The sequence below is a fragment of the Streptomyces sp. LS-MS-L19 genome (genome assembly GCF_058382285.1).
This window is the reverse complement of sequence record NZ_JBYCLL010000001.1, coordinates 7795216-7812582: the sequence shown is the minus strand read 5'-3', so window position 1 is coordinate 7812582 and position 17367 is coordinate 7795216. Positions and strand designations below refer to the sequence as shown.

At 69.7% G+C, this 17367-nt stretch carries 12 protein-coding genes; 9 read left to right on the top strand and 3 right to left on the bottom strand.

The genetic code is table 11. The features are described 5' to 3' along the window. Nucleotides 1-101: 101 nt before the first annotated feature. The 3 genes from AC2XR2_RS34820 to AC2XR2_RS34810 form a co-directional block, all read right to left on the bottom strand. Entirely contained in the window at nucleotides 102-1580 is a 1479-nt protein-coding gene (locus AC2XR2_RS34820; RefSeq protein ID WP_491517209.1) for a cellulose-binding domain-containing protein, read from the bottom strand. 329 nt (nucleotides 1581-1909) lie between these two features. Further along, a complete protein-coding gene (locus tag AC2XR2_RS34815) occupies nucleotides 1910-3232 on the bottom strand; it encodes a radical SAM protein (protein ID WP_491517208.1) in 1323 nt (440 codons plus the stop codon). Nucleotides 3233-3504: 272 nt separating this feature from the next. Beyond that, nucleotides 3505-4482 (bottom strand): hydroxyacid dehydrogenase, encoded by a 978-nt coding sequence (locus tag AC2XR2_RS34810; protein WP_491518554.1) that lies wholly within the window; start codon nucleotides 4480-4482, stop codon nucleotides 3505-3507. Between the two features lie 199 nt (nucleotides 4483-4681). Between AC2XR2_RS34810 and AC2XR2_RS34805 the strand changes: the two genes are divergently transcribed. The 9 genes from AC2XR2_RS34805 to AC2XR2_RS34765 all read left to right on the top strand — a co-directional run bounded on the left by AC2XR2_RS34805 (nucleotide 4682) and on the right by AC2XR2_RS34765 (nucleotide 17363). After that, complete coding sequence (locus AC2XR2_RS34805; protein ID WP_491517207.1) at nucleotides 4682-5935, top strand: FAD-binding protein; 1254 nt, start codon at nucleotides 4682-4684, stop codon at nucleotides 5933-5935. Between the two features lie 116 nt (nucleotides 5936-6051). Next, nucleotides 6052-7302 carry an ROK family transcriptional regulator gene (locus tag AC2XR2_RS34800; protein ID WP_491517206.1) on the top strand — a complete coding sequence of 417 codons (1251 nt, stop codon included), beginning with the start codon at nucleotides 6052-6054 and terminating at the stop codon, nucleotides 7300-7302. Between the two features lie 35 nt (nucleotides 7303-7337). After that, on the top strand, nucleotides 7338-9182 hold the full coding sequence (locus AC2XR2_RS34795) for a glycoside hydrolase (RefSeq protein WP_491517205.1): 1845 nt from the start codon (nucleotides 7338-7340) through the stop codon (nucleotides 9180-9182). 231 nt (nucleotides 9183-9413) lie between these two features. Beyond that, nucleotides 9414-10679 carry an ABC transporter substrate-binding protein gene (locus AC2XR2_RS34790; protein ID WP_449349360.1) on the top strand — a complete coding sequence of 422 codons (1266 nt, stop codon included), beginning with the start codon at nucleotides 9414-9416 and terminating at the stop codon, nucleotides 10677-10679. Between the two features lie 20 nt (nucleotides 10680-10699). Next, nucleotides 10700-11668, top strand: a complete 969-nt coding sequence (locus AC2XR2_RS34785) for a carbohydrate ABC transporter permease (RefSeq protein ID WP_381300084.1) — start codon at nucleotides 10700-10702, stop codon at nucleotides 11666-11668. After that, nucleotides 11665-12531, top strand: coding sequence for a carbohydrate ABC transporter permease (locus tag AC2XR2_RS34780; RefSeq protein ID WP_491517204.1), 867 nt, complete (start codon nucleotides 11665-11667; stop codon nucleotides 12529-12531). Before AC2XR2_RS34785 ends, AC2XR2_RS34780 begins: the two co-directional genes overlap by 4 nt. A 27-nt stretch (nucleotides 12532-12558) precedes the next feature. After that, nucleotides 12559-15423, top strand: a complete 2865-nt coding sequence (locus AC2XR2_RS34775) for a glycoside hydrolase family 2 TIM barrel-domain containing protein (protein WP_491517203.1) — start codon at nucleotides 12559-12561, stop codon at nucleotides 15421-15423. Between the two features lie 139 nt (nucleotides 15424-15562). Continuing rightward, complete coding sequence (locus AC2XR2_RS34770) at nucleotides 15563-16558, top strand: ABC transporter ATP-binding protein (RefSeq protein WP_330263668.1); 996 nt, start codon at nucleotides 15563-15565, stop codon at nucleotides 16556-16558. Nucleotide 16559: 1 nt separating this feature from the next. Continuing rightward, complete coding sequence (locus tag AC2XR2_RS34765; protein ID WP_491517202.1) at nucleotides 16560-17363, top strand: ABC transporter permease; 804 nt, start codon at nucleotides 16560-16562, stop codon at nucleotides 17361-17363. The last annotated feature ends 4 nt before the right edge of the window (nucleotides 17364-17367 follow it).

Below are 17367 nucleotides of genomic sequence, written 5' to 3'. Positions count from 1 at the left end.
GGTCGGTTGTCGGGCGACTGCACCCACTCAGGGGCGCGCGGAACTGCTCGACCGGCCCCCATCGGCCCGCGGCCGACGATCGACCCCGGCTCCCCCGACCGTCACGACTTGACGCAGGCGTGGCCGTTCAGAGAGAAGTCGTACGCAGGCGCGTTCGTGCCCTGCCAGGAGGCGAGGAAGCCCAGCGAGAGGGAACCACCCGCGGGGACCGACCTGTTGTAGTCGGTCGCCGTCGCGGTCACCTTCGCCCCGCTCTGGCTGTAGTTCGCGTCCCACATCTGCGTCACCTTCTGGCCGTCCTTGAAGGACCAGGTGACCCGCCAGTCGCTGAGGGCCTCGGTGGTGGTGACGGTCACGGCGGCCTGGAAGCCGTCGGGCCACTGGTTCACCAGGGCGTACTCGACCTCGCAGGACGGTGCTGCGCTCTCGCTGGGCTCCGCCCCCTCCGCGCCACCGGACGTGGTGCCCTGGGGTTCCGGGTCGGACTTCTTCGTGCTGGAGGACGTGGAGGGGCCCGGCGTCGAGCTCGGGGAGGGCTCCGCCGAACCGGGCGCCCGCGAGGTGGCGGCGGGGATCGAGGAGGTGGGGTTGGCCACCGGCTGACCGTCGGCGGGGGTGCCGGTGCCGGGCCTGGCGGTGTCGTGCTCCATGTCGCCGCCCGGCATCATCGAGACGGCGAGGGCGAGCAGGGAGACCAGGACGGCCGCGACCAGCAGGCCGTTGCGGAGGACCTTCGCCTTGTGCGCGCCGGGGTTCGGGGGCCCGCTCTCCAGCGCCTCCGGGCGACCGGCGCCCAGGCGCACCTCGGCGGCCCGGCGACGGCGTTCCAGATAGGCGAGACCGCCCCAGCCGATGACCCCGCCGGCGAGGGCCGCGGGCAGTCCGCCGCCGTGCAGCCGCAGACAGGCGGCGGCCTCCGCGCACTGCTGGCAGCGCGCGAGGTGACGGGAGAGGTCCTTGGGGGTCTCGCCGGAGGTGGACCGGGTGACGGCGTCCAGCAGCCGGGCATAGCTGCGGCACTGCGCGTCCATCGGCGAGTCGAGGTGGTTGCGGTGACTGCGGTCCCGGAACAGGCCCCGCACCTGGGCGAGTTCGTCGCCGACGGTGGCCGGGTCGAGGCCCAGTCGCCGGGCCACGGCGGGCAGCGGGAGCGCCTCCACCTCGGCCAGCCACAGCAGTTCGGCGTCCGCCGCCTGGAGGTCGCGCAGTCCGCGCAGGGCGATCGGGCGCTGGAGCGGCGGGCCGGTGTAGCGGGCGGCCTTGTCGGAGTTGAGCCACAGCCGCAGGTCGGGGTCGAGGCGGTGGCCGAGGCCCTGGGTCTCCCAGTCCGCCGCGGTGGTGCGAACGGCGGTGAGCAGCAGGGGTATTCGGGGCAGCCGGGCCGGGCGGCGGCCGGCGCCGCGGACGGCGGCCTCCGCGTCACGGGCCTCGCGCATCCCGAGGGAGAATGCCTCCGTGGCCAGATCGGTGGCGGCGGTGGAGCCGGCCGTGCACAGATCGGCGTACGACAGCACGGCATCCCAGCACTCGGAGAACAGCGCGGCCTCGGCGGCGTCCTGGGGGGTCGGCAGGTCGGGCATGGGTCTCCTGCATCAAAAGCGAGGTCAACTCGCCATACTGGCAAAGGAGTTGGGGGGAACCTCGCGGCAGGACAGGAGCCTTTCACGTCTCCCACACAACTGACAAGCAGGCTATTCAAATCGGTTACCGAGGGTTCGGTCCAGTCCCCCCGGCACACCGCCGCACCAAGGTGCACCCACTGATACGGACCGGAAGCCGGAACGTATCAATCCCGCCACACAAGAACCAGCCGTCACAGGGGACCAGATCGAGGAACTGGTCCCGCACGCACAGGGACCCGGCAGCCCTGGCGGGGTTCCGGGTCCCTGTGTTCCGTACGCGACGGAGGTCAGACCTCGGCAGGCTCCGGAGCCTCCGGCAGGCTGTCCATGAAGGAGCTCACGGAGAACACCGCGCGGCCCGGTCCGGGCGGGCCGTAGCCGGGCGGGGAGGACAGGCCGAAGTCGTCCATCGTCTGCCGGTAGGCCTGGAGGAGGCGGATGTGGTACTCCAGCGGCGCGCCCTGCGGGTTGGCCTTGCCGAGCGGGGTCGTCGGCTCCGGGCACCACGTGGTGAAGCGGGGGGTGATGCCGTTCGACATGAAGAAGCGCAGGCCCTCGGTGGTGGACGCGATCGCCTCGTCGACCGTCTTGAAGCCGAACGGCTCGGCCATCTCCACGCCCGCCACGAAGTTGGGGATCACGTTGCGCGCCCCGAAGACGTCGGCCGAGTCCAGGATCCGCTTGTGCCACTCGTCCCGGCCGACGTACCGCTCCTTGCCCGGGCAGTACATCTTGAAGAGGTACTCGTCCCACACCTCGTAGTTGGGGTGGTAGATCTGCACGCCGTAGTCCTTGAAGCGCTGCACGTCGTCCTTCGGCAGCGCCTGAGCGACGACCTTGCCGATCCAGCGGTTCGGGAAGTGCTCCTCGATGGCCTTGGCGTACATGCCGTAGAAGTCGGCCTCGTCACGGCCCTGGAGCTTGGAGGTGATGGCGCCGCCGGTGAGGGTGTAGGCGGTCGACGCCTTCGCCGTGTCGTAGCGGTCGATGATCTCCAGGGCTTCCAGGACCTCGTCGACGTCCTTCACACCGGTGTAGGGCCGCCCGGCCGCCTTGTGCTGGCGCCAGTTGTGGTTGATGTCGCAGTACTGGCACTCCTCCTTGGCGCCGAAGTACTGGCAGACCCGGAAGACGGTCAGGTAGATCAGGTAGCCCCACTGGATCGTCGGGGCGACCTCCATGACGGACTTCCCGCTGGAGAGCTTGTGCCGGTAGTACTCCGGCATCGGCGGCACACCCACGTCGGCGATCCGCTTCCCGTCGAGGTAGAGCCCGAGCAGGCCCTCCTCGTCGGCGGCCACCCGGTACGGCGAGGCCGGGTTGACCCGCACCGACACCACGGTCCGCCTGAGGTCGTACGGCCCGCCGGTGAGGATGATCTCCTCCGGGGGCCGGCGCAGCGCGGCCTCGCCCAGCTCCGGCAGGGTGCCGTGGTCGAAGGAGAAGATGAAGTACGACTTCGGCTTCACCTCGCCGGACTCGTTGTCGCTGAGGGCGGACGGGTCGAAGGCCACGCCACCCCGCAACAGGTCCTCCTTGAAGACGGCTTCCCGCGGAACCTGCGGGAACCGCTCCATCAGATCCTCGACCAGCGCGGTACGGCTGCCCATCCCGTGTTCTCCTCCCGGATCGGACGTACGACTCCTCACGTTATGCCTTCGGCGAGGCGGGGGCGGAACGGGGGGCCTGCACGGGGTGCGGTTCGTAGCGTTTCGTCACCTTTTGGTCACCTGAGCGCATTCTGTGACGCACGGCACCCGCACCCGCACCGGCACGGGCACCCGCACTAGCACCGGCACCGGCACCGGCACCGGCACCGGCACCGGCATCAGCACAAGACCCGAATCGGAGCTCGCAAGGCACCCACCCGCCCCTGCCGCCCTCAGGCCATCCGCCCCAGCTCCCCCTCCGCCACCGGATGGGCCACCCGCTCCCCCGCCGCCACCCGGACGGCCTCCGCTACGACGGCCTCGCCCAGCCGCGCCAGTTCGTTGCCCTGCGAGCCCGCGAGGTGCGGGGTGATGAAGACGTTGGGGAGGCCCAGCAGCGGTGAGTCGGTGGGCAGCGGCTCCGGGTCGGTGACGTCGAGGATCGCCGAGAGGCGGCCGGTGCGCAGTTCCGCGAGGAGGGCGTCGTGGTCCACCAGGGACCCGCGCGCGGTGTTGATCAGGACGGCCCCGTCGGGCATCAGGGCCAGCTCCCGGCGGCCCAGCAGATGGCGGGTCTCCGGGGTCTCCGGGGCGTGCACGCTGACGATCTCGGAGTCCCGGAGCAGGTCGTCCAGCGGCAGCAACGGCACGCCGAGGGCGGCGGCGCCCGCCTCGTCGACGTAGGGGTCGCTCAGGGCCGGCCGCAGGTCGAAGGGGCGCAGGAGTTCGAGCACCTTGCGGCCGATCCGGGACGCCCCGATCACCCCGACCCGCCGTCCGTGGTTGCCGATGCCCGGCACGATCCCCCAGCCGGGGAACGGCCGTCCGGCCCGCAGCTGCTCCCGGCGCACGAAGACGTCCTTCCCGGCGAGCAGGATCATCGCGAGCGTGTACTCGGCGACGGGCAGCGCGTTGGCCTCGGCGGCCGAGGAGACGGCGATGCCGCGCCGCCAGAGCTCGGGCGTGGCGAAGCCCTTGACCGAGCCGGCGGAGTGCAGGACGGCCCTCAGCTTCGGCGCCGCGTCGAGGACGGCCGCGTCCAGGCGGGGGCAGCCCCAGCCGGTCACGAGGATCTCGGTGCGGGCCAGGACGTCGGCGTACGCCGGGTCGCTGAGGTCCTCGGCCACCAGCTCGGGATCGATGTCCACGGTCTCCCGCAGCCGCGCCAGCACCTCGGGCGGGAAGAGGAGCGGCACGTTCTCGGCGGTCATGGCGAACAGCGCCTGGGGACGCTCGGACGACGGCGTCGCGGATCGCTCGGACGACGGCGTCTCGGGTCGCTCGGACAAGGTGGTGGTCCTCCAGACCTGCCGAAAGGGTGCAGAGAAAGCTTGTAGAAAACGCTCTCTACGGTAGGCCTCGACAAATGAGAGGGTCAACGCATACACACTCTCGGGAGGAACGACGGACATGTCGGAGACGATCACCAACTGGGCGGGGAACATCACCTACTCCGCCAAGGAGCTGCACCGGCCCCACTCGCTCGACGCGGTCCGCGCCCTGGTCGCGTCGAGCGCCCGGGTGCGGGTGCTGGGCAGCGGGCACTCCTTCAACGAGATCGCCGAGCCGGGCCCCGAGGGCGTCCTGCTCTCGATCGCCAACCTGCCGCCGGTGCTCGACGTGGACAGCACGGCCCGTACCGTACGAGTCTCGGGCGGCGTCCGCTACGCCGAACTCGCCCGCGCGGTGCACGCGCACGGCCTCGCGCTGCCCAACATGGCGTCGCTGCCGCACATCTCGGTGGCCGGCTCGGTGGCGACCGGCACCCACGGCTCGGGGGTCGGCAACGGCCCGCTGTCCTCGGCCGTGCGCGAGGTGGAGCTGGTCACCGCGGACGGCTCCACGCTGACCCTCGGCCGCGGCGACGAGCGCTTCGGCGGTGCCGTCACCTCCCTCGGTGCCCTCGGTGTCGTCACCGCGCTCACCCTGGACCTGGTTCCGGCCTTCGACGTCGAGCAGTACGTCTTCACCGAACTCGCCCTCGCCGGGCTGGACTCGGCGGTCTTCGGGGCGGTGATGTCGGCGGCGTACAGCGTCAGCCTGTTCACCGACTGGCGGGCGCCCGGCTTCCGGCAGGTGTGGGTCAAGCGGCGCACGGACCAGCCGCTCGCGGACTTCCCGTGGGCCGCGCCCGCCACGGAGAAGATGCACCCGGTGCCGGGGATGCCCGCGGTCAACTGCACCGAGCAGTTCGGGGTGCCGGGGCCCTGGCACGACCGACTGCCGCACTTCCGCGCCGAGTTCACGCCGAGCAGCGGGGCGGAGCTCCAGTCGGAGTACCTGCTGCCGCGCGAGCACGCCCTCCACGCGCTGCACGCGATCGACGGCATCCGGGAGACGGTCGCCGGGGTGCTCCAGATCTGCGAGGTGCGGACCGTGGCCGCCGACGAGCAGTGGCTGAGCCCCTCCTACGGGCGGGACACGGTGGCCCTGCACTTCACGTGGATCGAGGACACCGCGGCCGTGCTCCCGGTGGTGCGCCGACTGGAGGAGGTTCTGGACCCCTTCGACGCCCGGCCGCACTGGGGGAAGGTCTTCACCACGCCGGCGGACGCGCTGCGCGGGCGCTACCCGCGGCTCGGTGATTTCCGCGAGCTGGCGCGCGAGCTGGACCCCGGGGCAAAATTCGCCAACGCCTTCGTCCGGGCCGTACTCGCCGACTGACTTTGTAAAACCCCTTTCCTAACCCCTTGTACAAAGTCCCCCGCAGACCATAGCCTTGCGCCGCGCCGGTGCCACTGTCGTCCCGGCCCGAGCTGAAGGGATGGGGGTCGGCCCTGGTGAAGCGCACTTCACGTGACATCCGCACCGCGAACCGCTACGAGGTGCTGCGCCAGATCATCGCCGAGTCGCCCACCTCCCGGCAGGAGCTGGCGGCGGCCACCGGGCTGAGCCTGGCCACCGTCGCCACGCTCGTGGGCGAGCTGCTCGACCTGCGCATGATCACGGAGGTCGGGTTCGAGGAGTCGGCCGGCGGGCGTCCCAGGGGGCTCGTGGCCGTCAACGCGTCGGGGGGCGCGTTGATCGGCGTGGACATCGCGGAGACGTACGTCCATGTCGAGCTGTTCGACCTCGCGCTGAACGTCCTGGCCCGCGCCGAGGAGGACGTCCGCCCCGGCGAGAGCCTGCCCGAGCAGGTGGTCGCGCATGTCGCCGCCGCCGTCGGCTCGGTGGTCGCGCAGGCCGGCATCGAGGGCGCCCGCGTGCTCGGTGTCGGTGTCAGCGTGCCGGGCCAGGTGGACCGCGCGACCGGCATCTCCGAGTACGCGCCCAACTGGGACTGGCACGACGTGCCGCTCCTCGACCTGCTCTCCGAGTACATCGCCTACCCGCTGTACCTGGACAACCCGCTGCGCGCCTCCGCGGTGGCCGAGCTGTGGTTCGGGGCCGCGCGCGGCAGCGTCAACGCCGTGGTGGTCAACCTCGGTACCGGCGTCGGCGCCGGACTGATCCTGGGCGGGGCACTGCACCGCGGTGTCTCCAACAGCGCGGGCGAGTGGGGCCACAACACGATCGTCCTGGACGGACGCCTGTGCCGGTGCGGCAACCACGGCTGTGTGGAGTCGTACGTGGGCGCCCCCGGGATCATGCTGAACCTGCGGGAGCTGAGCCCGGACAGCGAACTGCTGCACCCGGGCGACCAGACGGCGACCGTCGCGGCGCTCGCCCGGGGGATGCTCACCCGGGACCCGGTGGCGGTCGAGGTGGTCCGGCACACCGCCCGTTACCTCGGCGCCTCCATCGCGCACCTGGTCAACCTGTTCAACCCCGAGGTGGTCGTGCTCGCCAGCTGGGTCGCGGCCGCGCTCGGCGAGCCCCTGGTCGCGGAGGTGCGCGAGGCCGTCGCCCGGCACGCGCTGCCCCGGCCGATGGCCGCCACCGAGATCGTCCTCTCCCCGATCCCCACGGACCCGGTGTGCCTGGGCGCAGCGACGTTCGCGCTCGAAGGGGCGCTCCAGTCGGTTGGGCAGAGGTCCGCAACAAAGCGCACCACCCCTGTGCCGAGCAAGGCTCACAACGCTCGCCAGTAGCCGTACACAGCACCGCCTTCATGACGACGGAAGGGATGCACGTGACTCACCCCCACCGCAGGAGATCGGCCCTGCTGACAGCCGCAGCCGCGCTGGCCGTCGCCGGTCCCCTGATATCCGCCCCGCCCGCTTCGGCCGCCACCCCCACGGTGGCCGAGGTGTCCCCGCACGCCGCCCAGACCATCGACAACATCGGTGCCTCGGGCGCCTGGTGGGTCAACGACCTGAAGAACTTCGACCCGAAGGTCCAGGCCCGGGTGGCGAAGCTGCTGTTCTCCAAGGACGGCCTGGCGCTCAGCAGTTACCGCTACAACATCGGCGGTGGCGGCACCGGCGTCACCTACGCGCCGCGCGCCCCCGAGGACTTTCTGACCGACGACGGGTCGTACGACTGGAGCAAGGACAAGGCGGGCCGCACGTTCCTGTACGCGGCCGCCAAGTACGGGGTCAAGGACCTGATCGCCTTCGTCAACAGCGCGCCCGCGCAGTGGAAGACCAACGGTCTGAGCTGCGGCGGCTATCTGAAAGCGGAGAACACCCAGGACTACGCGAAGTACGTCGCCGACGTCACCGCCCACTTCGCCGAGCAGGGCGTGAAGTTCGACTACATCAGCCCCTTCAACGAGCCGACCAACAGCTTCGGTGACTGCGGCCAGGAGGGCATGCTGGTCCCGGTCGACCAACGCGACGACATCGTGCGGGCGTTGGGCGCCGAGCAGCAGGCCCGGCACCAGCGGACCGGGATCATCGCGGACGAGTCCAGCTCCACGGTGAACTTCAACACCGAGGTCCCGCAGTGGATCTCGCAGCCGGGCACCGCCCAGTACGTCGACAAGCTCGCCCACCACACGTACAACAACCCGGGCGACGACCAGCGCGCGAAGATCTACGAGACGTCCAGGTCGGTCGGCAAGCAGTCCTGGTCCACGGAGATCTGCTGCTTCGGCAACGGCGGCACGGGCTGGGCGCAGGAGTACGACCCCACGATCGACGGCGGTCTGAACCTGTCCCGGATCATCTACAAGGACTTCGCGACCGCGCACGACTCGGCGTTCCAGTGGTGGGTTGCCCTGTCGGAGATGATCGGCAGCGATCCGCTCGCCCGCAACAGCGAGGGCTGGAACGACGGTCTGATCTACTACGACCCGGACTACGCCACCAACGGCAACCAGACCCTGTACTTCACCAAGCGCTACTACGCGCTGGGCCAGTACAGCAAGTTCGTCCGGCCCGGCTCGGTCGCCCACAACGTGACCGGGGTGCCGGCCGGCGTCGAGGTGTCCACCTACGACGACCACGGCAAGTGGGTGGTGGTGGTCAACAACCACAACACCACCGACACGGCCCTCCAGTTGCACTTCAACAGCAAGGCGCCGGTGCGCGCGAGCAAGGCCGTGCGGACCTCGGCGACCGAGAGCTGGGCGAACGTCGCCAAGCCCGCGGTCGAGGGCGGCACGGCGTCGGCGACCCTGCCGGCCCGGTCCATCACGACGTACGTCCTCGACCAGAAGGGCCACGGCACTTCGGCGGTCACCGGCGCGCTCCAGGGCAGGCAGTCCGGCAAGTGCCTGACCGCGGACCCCTCGGGGGCGGCGATCAGCAGCTGCACCGGCGGCGCCGAGCAGGTGTGGTCGTACGACGCGAAGGGCCGCCTGAAGGGCGCGAACGGCTATCTGACGGCGGGGAGTTCGGGGCTCGTGACAAGCCCCGAGCCCACCCGTGACGGCAGCCAGCGATGGCTGCTGAACTCCAACGGCCAGGTCGTCAGCGAGACGTCCGGCCAGTGCCTGGACGTCGGCGGACAAGCCACCGCCGACGGCAGCAAGGTCGGCCTGTGGACCTGCAACGGCGGGGCCAACCAGGCCTGGTCCAGGCAGTAACACATCCCATCCGCAAAGGGGTTGCGGGCCGCTGGTGCGGCGGCCCGTGACCCCGGAGCGTCCGGTATCCCGAACGCTTACAACGCTTCGTACAGACTTCGTCCAACCCCTTGCCGAAGCCTTAGCCGAAGGTTAACGTCCCCGCACCGCTACAGCATTTGAGCCACCTGGCACTGAGCCGCAGAGCCAAGGCGCAGAGCCGCAAGCCGTATTCGAGACAAGGACGTCAGCATGTCGGCATCGAGCAACATCAACTGGAACCGTCGAAACGTTCTGCAGGCCGCGATGGGTCTGGCCGCCGCCGGCGGACTGGCCGCGTGCGGCGGCAACAACGGCCGTGGAGGCGGCTCGGGTTCGGGCACCGCCCTGACCCAGTACTTCCACGCCTACGGCGAGGCGGGCACCGAGCAGGCCATCAAGCGGTACGCGGCGGCGTACAAGAAGGCCGACGTCAGCACCAACTGGATCACCGGCAACAACTTCGAGTCCGCCCTCTTCGCGGCCCTGCTCACCAAGAAGGCGCCCGACGTCTTCGAGTTCCACCCGCAGCTCCAGCTCGTCAAGAGCGGCCAGGTGGCCGACCTGACCGACCTGATCGACCCGGTCAAGGACGACTTCAACCCGAACGACATCAAGTCCCACACGGTCGACGGGAAGATCTACGGGATACGGATGATCGACGACCCGCAGTTCTTCTACTACCGCAAGTCGATGTTCGAGAAGGCCAAGGTCGAGGTCCCGACCACGCTCGACGAGCTGATCGAGGCCGCCGCCAAGCTCACCACCGGCAAGGTCAAGGGCGCGTTCCTCGGCAACGACTTCACCGCGATCCAGAACGTCATCATCTGGTCCGCCGGCGCCGACACGATCAACGAGAAGAACGAGATCGCCTACCACACGGACGGCGTCGTCGAGGGCCTCAAGAAGCTGCGCCAGCTGTTCACCAGCGGCAACGTGCTCCTGGACGCCCCGACCGACTTCTGGGACCCGTCCTCGCTCAACCAGGGCCTGTGCGCCATGCAGTGGGGCGGCATGTGGTCCATGCCGGCCATGCAGCAGGCGCTCGGCGACGACCTCGGCATCTTCCCGTTCCCGAAGATCGGGTCCGCGGGCAAGCAGTCCGTCTACAACGGCGGCTGGTCGATCTTCGTCAACGCCAAGGGCAAGAACGTCGACGCGGCCAAGGAATACGTCAAGTGGCTGTGGATCGACCAGAAGAAGTACCAGGAGGACTGGGCGACCTCGTACGGCTTCCACATCCCGCCGCGCACCTCCATCGCCGAGTCCGCCACCAAGCTGAAGTCGGGCCTGCCGGCCGAGGGCGTGAAGCTCTTCACCGACTACGGCCACTTCGACAACATCGCCTACGACCAGACGATGCAGACCGCGTTCGCCGAGGTGATCTCGTCCTCCGTCCGTAAGAACGGCGACCCGGAGGCGGCGCTCGACACCTGCGACAAGAAGGTCAACGTCGAGCTCAAGAAGCTGTTCGGTTAGGCCGCCGGGAAGTACACGTCATGTCGACCACCACCACGCGCGGGGTCGCCCAGCCCGCCCCGGCCAAGGCCTCCCCGGCCCGGCCGCGGCGGGGCCTGCGGGGCAACGCGACCGTCAACTTCTGGCTCTTCACCGGGCCGTTCCTCATCGGCCTGGTGATCTTCGTCTTCGTGCCGATCTTCTGGAGCATCTGGCTCAGCTTCTTCGACGCGCGGTACACCGTGACGCCGAGCAAGTTCGTCGGCTTCGACAACTACACGCAGATCCTGACCAACAGCGAGTTCCCGGACTCCCTGCTGACGTTCACCGTGTTCGCCGCGTTCATCGTGCCGACCACCTGGGCGCTCTCGCTGGGGCTCGCGCTGCTGGTCAACCGGCTGCGGTTCATGCGGGCGTTCTTCCGCTCGGTGTTCTTCCTGCCGACCGCCGTGTCCTACGTGGCCGCCGCGCTGATCTGGAAGATGTCCATCTTCAGCGGTGTCCGCTTCGGCCTCATGAACACCGTCCTCGGCTGGTTCGGCGTGGACAACATCGCCTACCTGGCCAACCCCAGCCCGCCCTGGTACTGGCTGGTCATCGTGACCCTGCGACTGTGGATCCAGTCCGGGTTCTACATGATCCTGTTCCTGGCCGCGCTCCAGAACATCCCGGCCGAGCTGTACGAGGCCGCCGCCATCGACGGCGCCAAGCCGGGCTGGCAGACCTTCCGGTACATCACGCTGCCGCAGCTGCGCGCCACCTCGACCGCCGTGATCCTGCTGCTGCTCATCGCGGCCTACCAGGCGTTCGACGAGTTCTTCAACATCATCGGGCAGAAGGCGACCTGGGCCCAGACCCCGCTCATGGAGCTCTACAAGACCGCCCTCGGCACCAGCCAGGACTACGGCGCGGGCAGCGCCGGCGCGGTCATCCTGTCGCTGCTGATCTGCCTCGTCACCCTGATCCAGGGCAAGTTCATGGGCTTCGGAAGGGGGGAGGACTCCAAGTGACCACCACCACTCCTCCGGCCGGCAAGCAGCGCGACAAGGGCCGGGGCGTCTTCGGCAACACGGGGCTGTACATCGCCGTAGGCGTCGCCGCCGTGCTGTTCCTGATCCCGTTCTACCTGATCTTCCGCAACGCCCTGTCCACGGACCTGGAGATCACCGGCGAGAACTGGAAGGTGCTGCCCTCCTTCCAGTGGGGCAACATCTCCGAGCTGTTCAACGACCCCACGGTCGAGTTCGGCAAGTCCATGATGAACTCGCTGGTCGTCGCCGTCTCGACCACCGCGGGCACCCTCCTGGTCTGCTCGCTGGCCGGCTACGGCCTGGCCCGCATCCCCTACAAGCACGCCAACAAGGTCTTCTACGCCGTCCTCGCCACCCTGATGGTCCCGACGGCCGTGACCTTCGTCCCGAGCTTCGTGCTGGTCTCCTCGCTGGGCTGGGTGGACACGTATCGTGGCCTGATCATCCCGGGTCTGTTCAGCGGTTTCACCTGCTTCTTGTTCCGGCAGTACTTCCTGGGATTCCCGAAGGAGCTGGAGGAGGCGGCACGCGTGGACGGGCTCGGTTACTGGGGCGCGTACTGGCGGATCGTCGTACCCAACTCGCTGAACTTCTTCGCGGCCATCGCCACGATCACGTTCATCAGCGCCTGGAACTCCTTCCTGTGGCCCCTGGTCATCGGCCAGGACCCGAGTTCCTGGACGGTACAGATCGCGCTGTCCTCCTTCATGACCAACCAGACCGTCAACTTCCACCTGATCTTCATGGCCACGGCCATTTCCATCCTGCCCCTGGTGTTCGTGTTCCTCTTCCTCCAGCGCTGGCTGGTCCAGGGGATCGCGCAGACCGGCATCAAGGGCTGAGGCCCCTCTCTCAAGACCTGGAGACCGATGTCTTTCCGCACGACCCCGGCCGTCGACTACGTCGAGGACGTCTCACCCGGCAGCGGGGCCCTCCCGCCCCGCGCCTGGTACGCCTCCTCCGACGCGAAGACCCTGTCCCTCGACGGCACCTGGCGCTTCCGCCTGTCGGCGACCGCCGACGCCGAGGACGAATCCTTCGCCGAGGAGGGATACGACGCCGCCGGCTGGGCCGAGGTCGCGGTCCCCGGGCACTGGGTCCTCCAGGGCGACGGCGCCTTCGGGCTGCCGATCTACACCAACCACCTCTACCCGTTCCCGGTGGACCCGCCGCACGTGCCGACGGAGAACCCGACCGGCGACCACCTGCGGGTCTTCGACCTGCCGGAGGACTGGCCCTCGGAGGGCGGCGCGGTCGTCCGGTTCGACGGCGTGGAGTCGTGCGCCCGGGTCTGGCTCAACGGGACGGACATCGGCGAGTTCAAGGGCTCCCGGCTCGCGCACGAGTTCGCCGTGGGCCATCTGCTGAAGCCGAAGGGCAACGTCCTCGCGGTCCGGGTGCACCAGTGGTCGGCCGGGTCCTACCTGGAGGACCAGGACCAGTGGTGGCTGCCGGGCATCTTCCGCGAGGTGACGCTCCTGCACCGCCCGGCGGGCAGCGCCCTGGACTTCTTCGTACACGCCTCCTACGACCACCTCACGGGCGAGGGCACCCTGCGCGTCGACTCCGACGTCGACGGGCGGGTGCTGGTGCCCGCCCTCGACATCGATGTCGCGACCGGTGAGTCCGTCACGGCCCTGGTGGCGCCGTGGAGCGCCGAGAGCCCCCGGCTCTACGACGGCGAGCTGGTCACGGAGGGCGAGCGGATCCCGCTCAGGATCGGCTTCCGCACGGTCGCGCTCGAGGACGGCCTGATCAAGGTCAACGGCAAGGCGGTCCTGTTCAAGGGCGTCAACCGGCACGAGTGGCACCCGGAGAAGGGCCGTACGCTCGACCTGGAGACCATGCGCGAGGACGTGCTGCTGATGAAGCGGCACAACATCAACGCCGTGCGCACCTCGCACTACCCGCCGCACCCGGCCTTCCTGGACCTGTGCGACGAGTACGGCCTGTGGGTCATCGACGAGTGCGACCTGGAGACCCACGGCTTCACCGAGCAGGAGTGGCGGGACAACCCCGTCGACGACGACCGCTGGACCCCGGCCCTCCTGGACCGCGCGGCCCGCATGGTCGAGCGGGACAAGAACCACCCCTCGATCGTCTTCTGGTCCCTGGGCAACGAGGCCGGCACCGGCCGCGGCCTGACCGCGATGGCCGAGTGGATCCACGGCCGTGACTCCTCCCGCCTGGTGCACTACGAGGGCGACTGGAACAGCCGGGACACCGACGTCTACTCCCGCATGTACGCCGACCACGCCGAGGTCGAGCAGATCGGCAGAAAGCTGGACGGCGGCACCCTCGGGCGCCGCGAGCTGCCGTTCATCCAGTGCGAGTACGGCCACGCCATGGGCAACGGCCCCGGCGGCATCGCCGACTACCAGGAGCTCTTCGAGAAGTACGAGCGGCTCCAGGGCGGCTTCATCTGGGAGTGGATCGACCACGGCGTCAGGCACCCGGAGCTGGGCTACGCCTACGGCGGCGACTTCGGCGAGGAGCTGCACGACGGCAACTTCGTCTGCGACGGCCTGATCTTCCCGGACCGCACGCCCTCCCCCGGCCTCCTGGAGTACAAGAAGGTCATCGAGCCGGTGTCCTTCGAGGGCGCCGACGGCACGGTCCGGGTGACGAACAAGTACGACTTCGCCGACCTGTCCGGCCTCGCCTTCGAGTGGTCGTACCAGGTGGACGGCGAGACGGTCGAGGCGGGCACGCTGGCGGTGCCCGCGCTGGCACCCGGGCAGTCGGCGGAGGTGAAGCTGCCCGAGCCGCCCGCGCACGCCTCCGGGGAGGCGCAGTGGACCGTACGGGCGCTCCTCGCGGGCGACACCGCCTGGGCGCCGAAGGACCACGTCATCGCGTGGGGACAGTTCCCCGCTTCCTCGGGGGTACGGCCCTCCGTCGCACCCTCCGCCCGGCCCGAGCGCGGTGAGCAGCTGATCACGCTCGGCCCGGCCGCCTTCGACGCCCGTACCGGCGCGCTGCGGACGATCGGCGGGGTCGCCGTCGAGAACCCGCGGCTGGACGTGTGGCGGGCGACGACCGACAACGACGACGGCACCGAGTGGAAGTCCGGGCTGCGCTACAGCACGCTGTGGCGGACCCTGGGCCTGCACCGGATGCGGCACCGCCTGGTCGGGGTGGAGCTGGAGTCCCAGGCGCTGGTCGTCCGCACCCGGGTGGCGCCCGCCGCCCGCGAGGTGGGCCTGGCCGCCGAGTACCGGTGGACCTCGGACGGCTCGCGGTTGCAGCTGACCGTGTCCGTGACGCCCGAGGGCGAGTGGAAGGTGCCGCTGCCCCGGCTCGGCGTGCGGCTCGGGCTGTCCGCGGCCGACGACGTGCGCTGGTACGGCGGCGGTCCCGGCGAGGCGTACCCGGACACCCGGGCGGCCTCCATGGTCGGCCGCTGGAGCGCGAGCGTGGACGAGCTCCAGACGCCGTACCTGCGCCCGCAGGAGAACGGCGCCCGCGCCGACGTGCGCTGGGTGGAGCTGGGCGGCCTCAGGATCGAGGGCGACCCGGAGTTCTCCTTCACGGCCCGGCGCTGGACGACCGAGCAGCTGGACGCGGCGACGCACCTGACCGACCTCACGGCCGGTGAGACGGTGTGGGTCAACCTGGACCACCGCCACCACGGCATCGGTACCGCGTCCTGCGGTCCGGGTGTGCTGCCGCAGTACCACCTGCTCGCCGAGCCGGCGGAGTTCTCGTTCGTCTTCTCGGAGATCTCCGGGTGATCGATTAGTCCAATTCAAGGATCGATTAATCCATTGCCCGATTGATCGACATTCTGGGACGGTCATGGTGTACCCGCGGCCGGTCGGCCCTCCAAGCCGGCCGGCCGCAACTCTTGTTCCCAGCAACGGAGTTCACAGCATGCCCGGAAGCATCGAGGTCCGCGGCCTGTCCCGCACCTTCCACACCACCGTCCGCCGCCCCGGCCTCGCCGGCACCCTGCGCTCCCTGGTCAACCCCGAGCGGGTCGCCAAGCACGCGGTCTCGGACATCACCTTCGACGTGGCGCCCGGCGAACTCCTCGCCCTGCTGGGCCCGAACGGCGCGGGCAAGTCCACCACCATCAAGATGCTCACCGGCATCCTCACGCCCACCTCCGGCGAGGCCCGGGTGGCGGGCGTGGTGCCGTACCAGGAACGGGAACGCAACGCCCGTAACATCGGCGCGGTCTTCGGCCAGCGCACCCAACTGTGGTGGGACCTGCCGGTGCGGGAGTCGTTCTCGATCCTCCGGGACATCTACGAGGTGCCGAAGGCCGAACACGCGGCGCGCCTCGCGGAGTTCGACGCCATCCTGGAGCTGTCCACGTTCTGGGACACCCGGGTCCGCCATCTCTCGCTCGGCCAGCGGGTGCGCTGCGACCTGGCGGCCGCGCTGCTGCACGACCCGCCGGTGGTCTTCCTCGACGAGCCGACCATCGGCATGGACGTGGTGGTCAAGGAACAGGTGCGGGAGTTCCTGCGCCACCAGGTCGAGGAGCGGGGCCGTACGGTCCTGCTGACCACCCACGACATGACCGAGGTGGAGCGGCTCGCCGAGCGGGTCGTCCTGATCAACCACGGACGGCTCGTCCTCGACGGCAGCCTCGACGAGATCCGCCGCAAGTTCGGCTCGACCTGGCAGGTCAGGGCGACGCTCGCGGACGCGCACACGGAGGTATCGCCGCTGCCCGGGATCGCCGTACTGAAGAAGGACGGACCGCAGGTGGTCTTCGGGCCCGAGGGGCCGGACTCCCCCACCGTGCACCAGGCGCTGAAGGCGGTCATCGAGCGGTACGAGGTGACGGGCGTCGCCATCGACGAGGCCGACCTGGAAGACGTGATGCGGGCGGCGTACGTGCACGTAGAGGCGGTCTGAGGTGGCCGTTCTGCATGCCTGGCGCGCCGCGCGCGTCACCCCGCTCGGTGAGCTGCACGCGCCGCCCCGGATGACCGCCGTGCTGGTCCGCCTGGTCGTCCAGGTGATCCTGGTGGCGTCCCTGTGGCACGGCCTGTACTCCCACACCGGCACCACCGCCGGCCTCGCCGAGGGCCAGGCGGTCTCGTACGCCGTCCTCGCCGTACTCGCCTCCCGGCTGCGGGAGTTGGACCAGTACGCGGGCCGCGACACCGTGCTCCAGCACATGCACTTCGGCACGATCGTCTACTGGTACCTGCGCCCGCTGCCGCCGCAGCGCTACCACGCCCTGCGGGCGCTGGGCGAGCAGGTGTACGGCTTCGCGTGGGCGCTCGGCGGCTATCTGGTCTGTCTCGCGGCGGGGGTGGTCGACCCGCCCAGGTCGGCCGCCGTGGCCGGGGTGTTCGTGCTGAGCCTCCTCCTCGGCCAGGTGGTCCTTTACAACGTCATGCTGCTGCTGGACCAGTTGTGCTTCTGGACCGTCCGCAACAACGCGGCGATGCTGATCCTGATCTTCGCGCAGAACCTGCTGTCCGGGGTGTACGCGCCGCTGTGGTTCTTCCCGGACTGGTTCATCACGCTGAGCGGATTCCTGCCGTTCCAGGCGACATTGAGCGTGCCGCTGTCGATCTACATAGGCCGCATCCCGCTGTCGGACGCCGTCTCGCAACTGTCGATCCAGGCGTTCTGGGTGGTGGCGCTCACCCTGTTCACCCGTTTTCTGTGGCGGCGGGCCGCCCGCCGTGTCATCTCCCAGGGAGGCTGAGCCG

What these genes read in the sequence shown, in the direction of transcription:
- AC2XR2_RS34790 (WP_449349360.1), top strand. Translation starts at nt 9,414, where the DNA reads ATGTCGGCATCGAGCAACATCAACTGGAACCGTCGAAACGTTCTGCAG.
- AC2XR2_RS34785 (WP_381300084.1), top strand. Translation starts at nt 10,700, where the DNA reads ATGTCGACCACCACCACGCGCGGGGTCGCCCAGCCCGCCCCGGCCAAG.
- AC2XR2_RS34815 (WP_491517208.1), bottom strand. Translation starts at nt 3,232, where the DNA reads ATGGGCAGCCGTACCGCGCTGGTCGAGGATCTGATGGAGCGGTTCCCG.
- AC2XR2_RS34770 (WP_330263668.1), top strand. Translation starts at nt 15,563, where the DNA reads ATGCCCGGAAGCATCGAGGTCCGCGGCCTGTCCCGCACCTTCCACACC.
- AC2XR2_RS34810 (WP_491518554.1), bottom strand. Translation starts at nt 4,482, where the DNA reads ATGACCGCCGAGAACGTGCCGCTCCTCTTCCCGCCCGAGGTGCTGGCG.
- AC2XR2_RS34805 (WP_491517207.1), top strand. Translation starts at nt 4,682, where the DNA reads ATGTCGGAGACGATCACCAACTGGGCGGGGAACATCACCTACTCCGCC.
- AC2XR2_RS34820 (WP_491517209.1), bottom strand. Translation starts at nt 1,580, where the DNA reads ATGCCCGACCTGCCGACCCCCCAGGACGCCGCCGAGGCCGCGCTGTTC.
- AC2XR2_RS34775 (WP_491517203.1), top strand. Translation starts at nt 12,559, where the DNA reads ATGTCTTTCCGCACGACCCCGGCCGTCGACTACGTCGAGGACGTCTCA.
- AC2XR2_RS34795 (WP_491517205.1), top strand. Translation starts at nt 7,338, where the DNA reads ATGCACGTGACTCACCCCCACCGCAGGAGATCGGCCCTGCTGACAGCC.